Here is a 12,364-nt window from a genome sequence, read left to right as displayed (position 1 = left end):
GTTGAAAAAGAATCAGTTATCAAAAATATCGTTGAGTGTTGTCGCGGTCAGGATGCGCTTTCCCCATTCTTCAAGCTGTTGATCATTGGCTGCTTGGAGTTGCTCAACAATTCTTGCTTCAAGGGTGCCGAATTTATATTCGAGTAGCTGATGCAACATACTGAATTTTCCTTTTTGAAGTCCTTTTTGAAGTCCCTCTCGCAGTCCTTCTTGGATGGCCTCTTTTTTCCACTCTTTTTTCCATTCCTGTACACGTTCAGCAAGCATTACTCGTACCTCACTCAGTTCATTTAATGGTCCGATTTTTTTCGGTACCGGCTTGTCAGCAAAAAGTACCCGATGAAACCAAACAGTAAAGGCCCGGCGCAAAGAAGCCTGTTCCGGTTCTTTGAGCCAATCGAGTAGATTTTCAACCACTGCGGCGAGATGAGCCGGTTCTTGACTGATTTCAAGTCGAAAAAGGGCGGCAACCAAATTTTTAAGCGGTTGCAGCTCCTGATCCCGGAAGTTGTGCTCCGCCAGCAGCAGATAAGACATGGAAGGCTGATAACGACGCAGACTGCCGGGGATTTCCTCCACAAGTTCATTAAGATCCGTGGCTGCATTCCAGCACGTCTTTCCATTATACAGAACTATCGGGAAAACTGGTGGTAATTTTTTGGTCTTGGTCAGCTTGCCCGTTCTTATGAGATCCTGATATAATAGCCCAACATAGGTCATCATCCGAACACCCATCCAGTGATCGACCGTTGATTGAAATTCAAGCAGCAGATAAATGTAGATCCAGCTTTTGCCCCAGCGCACCCGCCAGACAATATCATCCTCACGATCCCGGATGTCATCGCTGATATAGGATTCGCTGACTTTTTCAAGCGTACTGAAGTCAAGCTGTTCCACCCATTCTCCCCGCACAAAGCCCTTGAGCAGGTCTTCGACCATGTCGTTTTTCGGTTAGCTAGCTCGCAGCTATTCCTCATCCCAGCGGCCGAACATCATTTTTTCCACGATCTCGCAGACAAGGTGCTCAATCCAGAGGTGGGCTTCCTGGATGCGAGGCGTGTAATTGGAGGGCACATTGAGCACCATGTCGCAGTGGGGGTGTACCCCGTTTTCAGGGATAATAGTGCCGCCGGTCAGGGCCACGGTTGTCAAACCCATCTTTTTTGCCTCAGCAAGGGCCTGCACGACATTAGGGGAAGTACCGGAGGTGGTCAGCCCCAAGGCCAGATCTTCGGGCTTTCCCAATGCCTGGATTTGTTTGGTGAACACCATTTCATACGAAAAATCATTACCAATAGCGGTCAGGATAGAGGCGTCAGTTGTTAAAGCAATAGCAGGTAGTGGAGCGCGATTGAGGAGAAAGCGATTAATAAATTCTGCTGCCACATGTTGGGCGTCAGCAGCACTGCCGCCGTTTCCAAAGATAAGCACTTTGCCTCCTTTATTAAAGGTAGCAACAATCTCTTCAGAGAGCTGAATGACCTTTTCGGATGATTCTTTAGCAAAGTCTTCCTTAGCGAGAATAGATTGACTCAAACGGGTATATATAAATTCGTTCATCGGTGATACTGATCAATGTACTGATGTTACAGTTGAGAGAAATGAAAAGCGTTTCCGTACCCGGACGCACGAAAACGCTTTTTGTGATCATAAAGTGATTGAAGAGTTAGGTCAGTTGGTTCATGATTTCTTCAGAGATCTCCTTGATCGCTTTGGAACCATCCACGGAGATAACCTTGGCACTTCCGTTGTTCTTAAAGTAATTTACCGCAGCCATGGTCCCGGTGCTGTCGTCATAATAGATATCATGGCGTTTGCCGATAGCTACTTCGTCCTGATCATCATCACGGGCACTCAATTCGCCGCCGCAGACCCGGCAGACCAACTTGCCGTCTTTTTCTACTGGCTTGATTGCCTCAAAGGCGATGTGATTGGGGTGGTTATTATCATTGGCACAGAGGCGGCGTCCCATGATCCGTTCTTTTGCGATTTCACGGTCCAGCTTAATTTCAATCACATAATCCAGAGCCATGCCAGACTCGGACAGAGCCTTATCCAGGGCCTCGGCCTGGGCCAGGGAACGGGGAAAACCATCCAGAAGCCAGCCTTTTTCTTTTGATTTCTCCAGGGTCTCCAGTACCATGGGGATAGTGATTTCATCCGGTACCAGATCGCCCTTGTCAATGTACTCTTTGGCCTTCTTGCCCAGCTCAGTGCCACCCTTGATGTGCTCGCGGAAAATAGCACCGGATTCAATATGATCCAGACCGTATTTTTCTTTGACAAGAGCACCCTGAGTACCTTTGCCGCTTCCATTAGGACCGAAAGTAAGAATGTTCATAGCTGACTCCTTTGGAAATAAAATAAAAGAACAGGCACTCACTTAAAAAGCCTGTTCTGTTGGTAACAGAGGAAAATTTCCCGTGAGAACACATGGGGCAGCAGGAATCCCTGCTGGTTGAAACACGAATATACAGCAACTGAAAGGCTTCTGCCATGAAAAATATTGGTGTATATTTTGACAACTGCGTATAAAGAGGGTAAGAATGAGTGCGAAATATGCCTGCCTGGCAGGTTGCACTCTATGCTCTAACAAAATACTTTTACAATATAATTTACCATGAAATATGTGAACGTAGGACTGATCGGCTTTGGTACAGTGGGGAGTGGTCTGGCCGAGGTACTTCTTTCTCAGCAGGAGCGTATCCAGCAACGCACTGGCCTGCTGGTTCGTTTGGTCAAGGTTGCTGACAGGTCAGCAAGAGAATTACCAGCCCGGTTTGCTGATACAGTTCTGACCAACGATGCAGCCGATCTCATTAATGATCCTGAGATAGATATTATTGTTGAGTTAATCGGTGGTATTGAGCCTGCCAAGACCTTTGTTATGGAAGCCATTGCTGCTGGTAAGCATGTGGTGACCGCCAATAAGGCTCTGCTTGCTCAGGAAGGCAAGGATATTTTTGCTGCTGCTGCGGCTCAGGGGGTTGAGGTGGGCTTTGAAGCCAGTGTGGGTGGCGGTATTCCCTTGATCAAGGGTCTGAAGGAAGGTTTGGTTGCCAATAATATCCTGTCTATTATGGGAATCCTCAACGGGACTGCCAACTATATCCTGACCCGGATGACCGATGAGGGCAGTGCCTTTGCTGAGGTGCTCAAGGATGCCCAGGATCTGGGCTTTGCTGAGGCTGATCCCACTTATGATGTGGAAGGGATTGATACTGCTCATAAGCTGGCTATTCTGATGACTATGGCCTATGGCATGAATATCACCCATAACGAGATCGTGACTGAGGGGATCAGTAGTATTGAGCCTGTTGATATTGATTTTGCCCGTGAGTTTGGCTGCCGGATCAAGCTACTGGCTATCAGCCGTAATCATGGGGATCATGTGGAGGCCCGGGTTCATCCGACAATGGTGCCGGATTCCCATTTACTGGCATCCATTAATGGGGCGTATAATGCGGTGCATTTTCATGGTGATATGGTGGGCAATGTGCTGCTTTACGGTCAGGGTGCAGGCAAGATGCCCACAGGTTCTGCGGTTGCGGCTGATGTTATGGATATTGCCCGTGATATCGCTGCCGGTTCTGTGGGCCGGGTGCCTTCGCTCTCCTATCTGCCCGAGCATATTCAGGACCGAGGCGTGACCCCACTTGATAAGATTTCCTGCCCCTACTACTTCCGTATAACAGCCCTGGATAAGCCAGGTGTGCTGGCGGCAGTGGCCGACGTGCTCAGCCGGCATGCAATCAGTATAGAATCGGTGCTTCAGAAGGGACGTGAGGAGGCAGGCCCGGTCTCTATTGTTATGCAGACCCATACAGCGACCGAATCTGCTGTATCTGCGGCCCTGGCTGAGATTGATGCCCTGGACACTATTACTGCGCCTACGGTGAAGATTCGGATGCTGGTGGAGGAGTAACTCTTTTATTGATTTTCCAGGCACACTTGATAAGAGCCTTGTGATGTATCGCGGGCATACAAAAGGTAAGCTATGACCAACCGATTCCATAACAAAGATGGTGATCAGAATAATCATTACCCAACCACCAAGGCGGAAGCAACCTGCGTCCTGCCTGCTGAGGACGATATCTTCCTGCACCGGGAGGAGGAACTGGCCTGGCTCGACAAGCACCTGTACCCAGACAAGGTGGTTGCTGTGTGCGGACCCGGCGGCATGGGTAAGACCTCACTGGCAGTCCGTGCCGTGCGCAGGCTCCCTGTTGACCGCTTCCCGGACGGCATCATCTTTCACAGCTTTTACCATCAGGCCGAGACTGCCAAGGCCGTTCAGACTATTGCCCTGGCCTTGGGCATCAAGGGAGAGGCCGACTCGGAGCAGGAGGTGGCTGCGGCTCTGGGGAGCAAACAGGTACTGCTGATTCTGGACGGGGCTGAGGAGGCGGGCGACCTCTCGGCTGTGCTGGGCCTGCGCGGGCAATGCGGGGTACTGATCACCACCCGGAAGAAAAGCGATTGTGGGCCGCTGCGCCTGGACCTGCAACCCCTGCCGGATAAGCAGTCCGAGGATGTGCTGCGGGCCTGGGGCGGGGATGCCGGGGATCAGGATGCCGTTGAGCAGATTGCCGAGCTGCTGGGTGGCTGGCCCGTGGCCCTGCGTCTGGCCGGGCATTACCTGCACAGCACCGGAGAGCCTGCGGCGGACTACCTGCGTTGGTTGCAGGTAGAGCTGTTGATGGAGAAGGCCCAGAATGGGAAAAATCGGGCCGTGGGCTTGGACGGGATCATACAGCGTAGCGTGGATCAATTGAGTAAGGAGGCCCGGCTTGCTCTGGAGATCATCGGGGTATTGGCCTTTGCTCCTTTTCGTGAAGGGGCAAATGTTGCCCTGCTCAAGCACTTTAACCACCGTATGGTGTGGGAACTCTGTCGACTGCTCAAGTCCCTGCTTGTCCAGCGTAAGGCATGGTTGCTCCATTCCACGGAAAGAGATCTGCGCTTTTGCCGCAAGGTGCTGAATGAGCTGGTGGATATGGGCCTGCTGGCGAGATGTGGCAAAGGCTGGCAAGTGAGCCACATCTTGATTTACACTTACGCACACAAGAAGATGTTCTTGAGTGATGTGACGCATAAATTGCTGGCCTGGTATTACAGGGATTTCTTTGAGAAGCACAGTAAAGCCGGACCCGAGGGCTATGCACTGCTGGATGAAGAGCGTATACATTGCCTGCAGGTGATGGAGAGTTGCCTGAACAGGGAGCAATGGAAAGAGGTGCAAGACCTGGCAAAAGCAATATGGGAGTACCTTGACCAGAGCGGGCACTGGCCAGAGCAACTGGCTGCCCAGAAGATGCGTCTGACTGCGGCCCGCAAGTCCGGGGACCGTTACGATGAGGTAACGTGTTACCATATCTTAGGATATGACTGCGGGAAGCGTGGGGAGCATGAGCAGGCCATTACATACTATACATCAGCTTTGAAGAGAGCACGCAAGCTGAATGATAATAAGGAGCAGATATTGCTTTTGGACGGCATTGCTCTGAGTTATCAGGATCTGGACAAGCACGAACAGGCCCTGGAGTGTTATCAGCAGGCCCTGAGTCTCTGTCAGAAGATCGGCGATCAGGAGCAGGAAAGCGACATCCTGAATTATATAGGACAGCTTTTTGAGGAGCAAGACAACTATGACCAGGCTTTGCACTATTACAAGCAGGCCCTGGCTCTGGAGCAGGAGGGCGGGAACAGGGGCGGAGAAGCAGCTGTCCTGGATACTCTTGGTGCCATCTATCAGAACCAGGGGCAGCTTACCAAGGCAATGGAATGTCAAGAGCAAGTCTTGAATATTTTTTACGAGCTGGGTGACCAGGACCGTCAGGCAGAGTCACTCATCAACATTGGCTTCACCCAGGCAGCCTTGGGTGAGTTTGCCAGAGCAGAGGAATCTATGGCCCTGGCCGTGGAGATTGCTGAGGCTCTTGATCTCCCTGAATTGGATGAATGGCGTGGGGAACTGGAGCAGCTGCGGGCTGAGCGGCAGGGGTAGGGGCGACCGGCCGGTCGCCCGTACGGAACGTGGCGGGGGTATATAGCCGGGGATATCGTCGGGCAGAGTAGGGGCGGACCTGCGTGTCCGCCCTTTCTATTTTTGGGTAGGCACAGGGGTCTACCCCTACGGGGTTGTGTTGATTCATCGCCGGGTGTGTAGGGGCAAATCCCCGTGTTTGCCCAGCGTTGTTTCGGGTGGTATGCAAGGGCGACCGGCCGGTCGCCCCTACGAAATCCCCTCCTGGCCTCCTGTGAACCCGCCTCCTGGCCTCCTACGAACCAATCTCCTAGGCTCCTATGAACCCTCCTCCTGGCCTCCTACGAGCCTTCCTCCTGGCCTCCTATGAACCAATCTCCCAGGTACCTGTGAGCATGGCAAAGAAACCCTTGACAAACCCCATGCCCCGCCGTAGGATCTAACCCTTAGAGGTATTATAGGATATCATATCAATATTGCAGAAAAAGGAGGCAGGACATGGCAACAATACAATGGCGGCCCGAGGTCAACGCACTTACTACTCCCCAATCATACTGGATTCGCTTTGTTCCCAGGAATGTGGTTGATTCTGAAGAGCTGGCAAAGCGCATGGCAAAGGCCATGCCCAACTACAGCGAGGAGGAGTTCCGCGCCTTCCTGAACCTGCGCAACGAGATCATCCAGGAGGCCCTGACCAATGGCGAGCAGGTTACTGAGGAGAATGCCTTTATCTATAGTCTGTCCTTTACCGGCAGGCTGGACGAGCCAGATGACCCGCTACCAGACATCAACGAATGCCTCCAGGTACGGGTTCGGGCCTCGCCTACCATGACCGACGCTATCCGAAAAGAAGCCAAGACTGAACGCCTGCCTATGAGCAAGAAGCTCCCGCTTATCAACGCTGCTGAAGACACCCTGCTCAAGCTGGACAATGTGCTCAACCCGCAAGGCGCACTCCAGCTCACAGGCAATAATCTTTTGTTCGATCCAGAGGGTGGCAGTGGTGAGTGCGTGATCAAGGGCACCCGGAATGACCAGGTTGTACAGACCCGCTTTCCCTCTATCTCCAATACCATGGTTATGGTTATGCCAAGGGTTCCTGTCCAGGACGCCCCCTGGAACAACGAATACACCATCTCGGTAAGCACCTATTACAGCGAGCACGGAACCCTGCGTACCGGCACCTATGGCCGGATGTTGCGTTCCCCCTTGCTCGTGGAGAGCTTTGGCGAAGAGACCGGCATCCTCACCGGCAAGGCTACCAGTCCTAATGTCAGTATAGTGGGGGGTGATGTTGCTGCCCCGACCGACCTGCGCATCCGGGCAGTGTTGGACCTACGCGAGGATGTCCTGCTCTTCAGTCTCATAGGTATGCGGCCAGAGGACGACACAGGGCCAACAGTGACGGTTACAGGCAACGGTAATTACCTGCTGGAGGGGCCATCGGGTTCCCATGTGAACAATCTGAGTATCCGGGTGAACAGCTATGCTGCGCTCAAAGATATGATCCGCAGTGATTATAGCGGTAGTCTGATAGATATCCTTCAGATCCTGGTCTATCCTGCCTGAGCAGGGCTTGCTGATGCCCGGATTTTTCTATCACCATGATTTCCCCTGAGACAAGGCCCATGTCCGGCTTTTGGGTAAGGGGTACAATAAGAGTAACGTTGGGCAGGTGACTCCAGGGAGTCACCCCCTCAGTATAATAGAGTAGAGAGGAGACAATCCATGAACATGATGCTTTGCCAACAACGCTTGCAGATGCGGGCAGTTATCTTTTACGCAGCATTGCTTTGCCTGTTGCCACTCAACACGGTGCAGGCCCAATCAGGCAATAACGTGTTATCCGAGATCCTGTCAGGCCTGCAACCTTTTCTCCAACCGGGAGAACCGCAACCGCATATGCAGCCGCAGTCTGCATCAGGGAGCTGCAATGCCCGGTACGAGATCGTCATCAACAATGTAGACGGCAGTGTGGATAATAAGGTGATTCGTTTTGGTGAGTTTCAGAGTCAGGGCTACGGACGGAGGTCTGACCGGGCTGCTGCACGGGCCAGGCAGAACGCGGAACAATGCGTAAGAAGCCATTGGCAGGCCAGGGGGAGTGGTATGGTGCCCTCGCAATGCCAGGATCAGCAGCGGATTATGGGGTACCATATCCATGATCTTGAGCAGACCTTGCAACAGGAGGTCTGTCAGGGGATGAATCCGCATTCCTGTACCCGGGATACTGTCCCGGTTCGCTATTCCCTGTTTGCCACAGTGGACGGAGAGCAGGGATGCGGTACAATGAACGAAGGGATGTCCAGGACCCTGCTTGCCAGCGGCCTGACAACCCGCTGCCCATGTCAGGACAACAGGAGGGGACCAGGCTGGGGCAATGATCGGGGCCGTGGCCGGGATGGCTGGCCAGGTCATAGACCACGCAGGCAGATTGCTACTCCTCAGCAGGTTTCACCTGCCCAGGGCATAACCTTTTATCATATTCCCCGCACCACCTTGGTCACCTGGCAACCTGTACGCAGGGCAGCAAGCTACCTGGTTGAGGTGAAGTATAATGGGAGAGTATGGACGTCCCTTACCACAAGCGGAGATGCTACCTTTGCCAGCTTTGATTTTCCTGGAGCCGGGCAGGGGCAATGGCGGGTTACGGCCAAGAACCGACGCGGCAGGCAGGGAACCCCGAGTCCATGGTATAGCTTCAGTTATCAACGTTAATCAACTCCCTGTCTTCCTGTTGTCTCTCTACAGGCAGACAGGGACAAGGTGAAGAACCTATGAAATACATTCTCCTTATCGGTGATGGCATGGGCGATACCCCGGTGCCGGAACTTGGGCATAAGACCCCGCTGGAAGTGGCAAACAAGCCCTGTATTGATCGGCTTTGCGCAGCAGCAGAACCTTTGCTGGTTCGCACTGTGCCAGAGGGCTACCCGCCAGGCAGTGATGTGGCGAATCTGTCCCTGCTCGGGTATGAGCCGGAAAAGTACTACACAGGCCGGGCCCCGCTGGAGGCGGCCAGTATGGGCGTGGACATCCCGGAAGGTGCGCTGGCCTTTCGTTGTAACCTGGTGACCATGCGCTCTGAAGGCGATGGACGGTTCACCATGCTGGATCACAGCTCAGACCATATCACCACCCCAGAGGCCACCGAGCTTATCAAGGCTGTGCAGGCGGCCTGCGGCACGGATCGTTTGCGGCTGTACCCTGGCGTGAGCTATCGCCACCTGCTCATCCATCAGGGAGATGCCCCGGCCTCTTTGACCACGGTACCCCCGCATGATTATCTGGGCCAGGACGTGACCGCGTTCTATGAACAGTATCTTGCTGTGGATTACCTTGCCGAGCTGATGCAGACCTCTGCCCAAATACTGGCTGGGCATCCTGTCAATCAGCAACGGGCCGCCGCAGGCAAGGGCACAGCTGATAGCCTCTGGATCTGGGGTGAAGGGCGCAAGCCTGCCATGAACACCTTGCAGGAACGGCATGGAATCACCGGGAGTCTGATCTCGGCTGTGGATCTGCTCAAGGGCCTGGGCGTGTGCGGAGGTCTGGATGTGCCCGAGGTCAAAGGCGCAACCGGCTGGCTGGATACCAATTATCAGGGTAAGGTGGATGCGGCTCTGGATGCCTTGCAGACCCAGGACTTTGCCCTGGTGCATATTGAGGCCCCGGACGAGGCCGGGCATAAGGGATCTGCATCGGATAAGGTGCTTGCTATTGAGGACTTTGACAGCAAGGTGGTGGCCCCCATTATTGCTGAGATGGATCGCCGGGGCGAACCCTATCGCCTGGTAGTGACCATGGATCATTACACCCCCATTGCCCGCCGCACCCATGAGGACTGGCCCGTGCCTATGTTCCTCTACGATTCCACAGGCGTTGCCCAGCCTGCCCAGGTCACCTACACTGAGGCAAACATCATTGCCGCAGCAGAGCAGGCAAAGCTCTGCCTGGAGAGTGGAGCTGCCTTTTTCACCCGCTTTATAACGCCTCATACCCCAGAGGATGGAGAGAAGCATGGCTGACCTGAATATGAAGATGACAGACCCGATCTTTCGGACCCAGTACCGGGTTATCTACGGTGATACTGACTCTGGTGGGATTATGTATCATGCTAACTATCTCCGCTTGATGGAAATAGGTCGCACAGAGATGCTGCGTAGCTGGGCCATCCCCTACAGCGAGATGGAAAAGCAGGGGCTTATTCTTCCGGTGACAGAAAGCTACCTCCGCTACAAGGCCCCGGCCAGATATGATGATCTGGTCACCATTGCCACCTCCCTTGCGGAGCTGAAGCATGTCTCCTGCCGTTTTCATTACAGGATCAGCCGCTGGGAAGAAGGGCAGGGCCAGGAGCGACTTCTGGTCAAGGGGTTTACCCAGCTTGCCTGCATTAATCGCCAGGGCAAGTTGACACCTTTTCCAGTAAATATTCAGGAAGCTATGCAGGGGATATGGCAGCAGGTCTCATAGTTTGTGTATAAAAGAATGATAGAGAGAAAAAAGCTATTGACGGGATTCTCATACTCATGTATAGTGGTCATCAAGTGTCGCGGGGTGGAGCAGTCTGGTAGCTCGTCGGGCTCATAACCCGAAGGTCATCGGTTCAAATCCGGTCCCCGCTACCACAAAGACATTTCAAGGCCATACAGTAATATTGTACTGTATGGCCTTTTTTTATTGCAAGGTACCTGTTGGCATTTTAGTCTGATGAAGCCAGCTGTTTGCTTTGGTTCGCTTTGACAACTGGCTGGCAAGGACTGAAGGTCATTTGATGTTATTCTAAGCACATTCTAAGCAAATCTATTGGGGGAAGGTATGTACGCACTGGCAGTCAACGGAAGTCCGAGAAAGGGAGGCAATACAGAAACCTTATTAAAAGAGGTTCTGGGAGAGCTTGGTAACGAAGGTTGGGAAACAGAGTTGATCAAAGTCGGAGGAACCGATATCCGTGGTTGCCTGGCCTGTAGTGCCTGTTTTAAAGAAAAGAATAACCAATGCTCTCAGATTAAGGATGCCTTTAACGAGATCTACGCCAAGATGCTCAAGGCTGATGCCATGATTCTGGGTTCACCAGTCTATTTTGCAGCTGTTGGGGCTGACCTGAAGGCCCTTATTGAACGGGCAGGGTATGTTGCCTTTGCCAATAACCATGCCTTTGCCGGGAAGATCGGTGCAGCCGTGGTTGCAGTCCGCAGGGGTGGAGCGACCCATACCTTTGATACCATTAACCACATGTATCAGATGTCCCAGATGATTGTGCCAGGTTCAACCTATTGGAATATGGGATTTGGCCTGCGCCGGGAAGAGGTCACCGATGATGCTGAGGGAATGGCGAATATGCGTCAGCTTGGGCGGGCAATCAGCTGGCTGGGCAAGGCCATTCAACCAGCCTTGGCAAGTTATCCCAAAAAGGGCGGGGCGCATGAGTAGCAGGCAGGAAAGATAGTTTTTTAATGAATCCCACCCCCTTATTTAGGGCTTTAGGGGGCGGGGTCTTTTATTATGCAGAGTATTGAGCCAACTCCAAGGATAGGGATAAGTAAATTACGACATTGTGCTGCAATCAATCCAGACAGTGCCATCTTCAATAAACTGTTCCGCCTCTTCTTCATAATCCCTGTTGCGTAAACAGAGATCAAGCAGGAATTCCCGTGCGTGTTTATACAGTTGCCTGCGTTGTTTTTCTCTCTCCCTGGGATTTTCCTGGCTTGCTATTCCGCTGAGTATCCCATCAATGATAGACTCCAGTATGGGAGTATATTCGGCAGCATTCTCCATAAGGATAGATTCGTGCCGTACATGGAGGTTATCTAATACTGAAAGGAGGATCTTTTCTTCTTGTGTTTGCATTGTTTCTACTGAGCTTGGTTAGAGGGTGATGAAGTGAAAAAGGGCCAACAGGAGCAGGCCTGCAATAAGAAAAACGAGTCGATGAAACAGTGTTTTCATCATATTCCTCTTTTGGAGAAGCAGTTAGGCATGGGATAAAGCAGCCTTATTGCGTTTAATTTCACTCAGGACAACCCCTGTTACTTTAAAAGCTGGGATTTCATCTGTCCTGACCATATGATAAAAATCGCATTGCAGGCAGAGCGTGTTTTGTTCTCTGATATTTTTCTGGGGCATATCGTCGTGGCAAAGATTATTTGGTATAACCCAGCAGCAGCGCCCTGCATTCATCCCAGAATGCACACCATCTGCTCCCTGCTCAACAGCAACCGGGCAGACCCCTTCAGCAGCGTTTTTTCCACCAGGTTCTTTTCCGCATTGCTTGAATTCCCAGCAATTTATTTTTGCCTGTGTCATGATGACTCCCATAATATTTTCTCCTGTTTTGTTCTGATGATAATGAAGGAATGTGAGTAACTGTTC

Annotated in this window: 12 protein-coding genes and 1 tRNA gene; 8 read left to right on the top strand and 5 right to left on the bottom strand. The window is 52.3% G+C overall.

Going from position 1 to position 12,364, the window contains the following annotated elements; genetic code table 11:
* Positions 1-12: 12 nt before the first annotated feature.
* The 3 genes from L2082_RS02320 to L2082_RS02310 form a co-directional block, all read right to left on the bottom strand.
* Positions 13-939, bottom strand: a complete 927-nt coding sequence (locus L2082_RS02320) for an Rpn family recombination-promoting nuclease/putative transposase (protein ID WP_446007758.1) — start codon at positions 937-939, stop codon at positions 13-15.
* A gap of 27 nt (positions 940-966) precedes the next feature.
* Complete coding sequence (locus tag L2082_RS02315) at positions 967-1,560, bottom strand: D-sedoheptulose-7-phosphate isomerase (RefSeq protein WP_446007757.1); 594 nt, start codon at positions 1,558-1,560, stop codon at positions 967-969.
* Positions 1,561-1,666: 106 nt separating this feature from the next.
* Entirely contained in the window at positions 1,667-2,341 is a 675-nt protein-coding gene (locus L2082_RS02310) for an adenylate kinase (protein WP_446007756.1), read from the bottom strand.
* A 279-nt stretch (positions 2,342-2,620) separates the two neighbouring features.
* Between L2082_RS02310 and L2082_RS02305 the strand changes: the two genes are divergently transcribed.
* The 8 genes from L2082_RS02305 to L2082_RS02270 all read left to right on the top strand — a co-directional run bounded on the left by L2082_RS02305 (position 2,621) and on the right by L2082_RS02270 (position 11,422).
* A complete protein-coding gene (locus tag L2082_RS02305) occupies positions 2,621-3,925 on the top strand; it encodes a homoserine dehydrogenase (protein ID WP_446007755.1) in 1,305 nt (434 codons plus the stop codon).
* 72 nt (positions 3,926-3,997) lie between these two features.
* Complete coding sequence (locus L2082_RS02300; protein WP_446007754.1) at positions 3,998-6,007, top strand: tetratricopeptide repeat protein; 2,010 nt, start codon at positions 3,998-4,000, stop codon at positions 6,005-6,007.
* A 477-nt stretch (positions 6,008-6,484) separates the two neighbouring features.
* Complete coding sequence (locus L2082_RS02295; protein WP_446007753.1) at positions 6,485-7,555, top strand: hypothetical protein; 1,071 nt, start codon at positions 6,485-6,487, stop codon at positions 7,553-7,555.
* Between the two features lie 159 nt (positions 7,556-7,714).
* Positions 7,715-8,704, top strand: a complete 990-nt coding sequence (locus L2082_RS02290) for a hypothetical protein (protein ID WP_446007752.1) — start codon at positions 7,715-7,717, stop codon at positions 8,702-8,704.
* Between the two features lie 59 nt (positions 8,705-8,763).
* The gene (locus L2082_RS02285; RefSeq protein ID WP_446007751.1) at positions 8,764-10,014 is read left to right on the top strand and encodes a cofactor-independent phosphoglycerate mutase; all 1,251 of its coding nucleotides are present in this window, start codon (positions 8,764-8,766) and stop codon (positions 10,012-10,014) included.
* Positions 10,007-10,462: an acyl-CoA thioesterase gene (locus L2082_RS02280; protein ID WP_446007750.1), complete on the top strand. Its 456-nt coding sequence runs from the start codon at positions 10,007-10,009 to the stop codon at positions 10,460-10,462. The genes L2082_RS02285 and L2082_RS02280 overlap by 8 nt, the downstream gene beginning before the upstream one ends.
* Before the next feature lie 78 nt (positions 10,463-10,540).
* Positions 10,541-10,617: transfer RNA gene (locus L2082_RS02275), tRNA-Met, on the top strand.
* Between the two features lie 190 nt (positions 10,618-10,807).
* Positions 10,808-11,422, top strand: coding sequence for a flavodoxin family protein (locus tag L2082_RS02270; protein WP_446007749.1), 615 nt, complete (start codon positions 10,808-10,810; stop codon positions 11,420-11,422).
* 114 nt (positions 11,423-11,536) lie between these two features.
* On the opposite strand, the gene L2082_RS02265 is transcribed toward L2082_RS02270, so the two are convergent.
* Both L2082_RS02265 and L2082_RS02260 read right to left on the bottom strand, forming a co-directional pair.
* Complete coding sequence (locus tag L2082_RS02265; protein ID WP_446007748.1) at positions 11,537-11,842, bottom strand: hypothetical protein; 306 nt, start codon at positions 11,840-11,842, stop codon at positions 11,537-11,539.
* A 123-nt stretch (positions 11,843-11,965) separates the two neighbouring features.
* Complete coding sequence (locus tag L2082_RS02260) at positions 11,966-12,310, bottom strand: two-CW domain-containing protein (RefSeq protein WP_446007747.1); 345 nt, start codon at positions 12,308-12,310, stop codon at positions 11,966-11,968.
* Positions 12,311-12,364: the final 54 nt, after the last annotated feature.

The sequence above is a fragment of the Candidatus Electrothrix sp. genome, assembly GCF_052785085.1.
The sequence above is the reverse complement of the archived record's forward strand: the minus strand, read 5'-3'. Positions and strand labels throughout refer to the sequence as shown.

Excerpts from the sequence above, each read along its gene's own strand:
- L2082_RS02305 (WP_446007755.1), top strand. The coding sequence starts at position 2,621 with ATGAAATATGTGAACGTAGGACTGATCGGCTTTGGTACAGTGGGGAGT.
- L2082_RS02260 (WP_446007747.1), bottom strand. The coding sequence starts at position 12,310 with ATGGGAGTCATCATGACACAGGCAAAAATAAATTGCTGGGAATTCAAG.
- L2082_RS02265 (WP_446007748.1), bottom strand. The coding sequence starts at position 11,842 with ATGCAAACACAAGAAGAAAAGATCCTCCTTTCAGTATTAGATAACCTC.
- L2082_RS02300 (WP_446007754.1), top strand. The coding sequence starts at position 3,998 with ATGACCAACCGATTCCATAACAAAGATGGTGATCAGAATAATCATTAC.
- L2082_RS02290 (WP_446007752.1), top strand. The coding sequence starts at position 7,715 with ATGAACATGATGCTTTGCCAACAACGCTTGCAGATGCGGGCAGTTATC.
- L2082_RS02270 (WP_446007749.1), top strand. The coding sequence starts at position 10,808 with ATGTACGCACTGGCAGTCAACGGAAGTCCGAGAAAGGGAGGCAATACA.
- L2082_RS02285 (WP_446007751.1), top strand. The coding sequence starts at position 8,764 with ATGAAATACATTCTCCTTATCGGTGATGGCATGGGCGATACCCCGGTG.
- L2082_RS02320 (WP_446007758.1), bottom strand. The coding sequence starts at position 939 with ATGGTCGAAGACCTGCTCAAGGGCTTTGTGCGGGGAGAATGGGTGGAA.
- L2082_RS02315 (WP_446007757.1), bottom strand. The coding sequence starts at position 1,560 with ATGAACGAATTTATATATACCCGTTTGAGTCAATCTATTCTCGCTAAG.
- L2082_RS02310 (WP_446007756.1), bottom strand. The coding sequence starts at position 2,341 with ATGAACATTCTTACTTTCGGTCCTAATGGAAGCGGCAAAGGTACTCAG.
- L2082_RS02280 (WP_446007750.1), top strand. The coding sequence starts at position 10,007 with ATGGCTGACCTGAATATGAAGATGACAGACCCGATCTTTCGGACCCAG.
- L2082_RS02295 (WP_446007753.1), top strand. The coding sequence starts at position 6,485 with ATGGCAACAATACAATGGCGGCCCGAGGTCAACGCACTTACTACTCCC.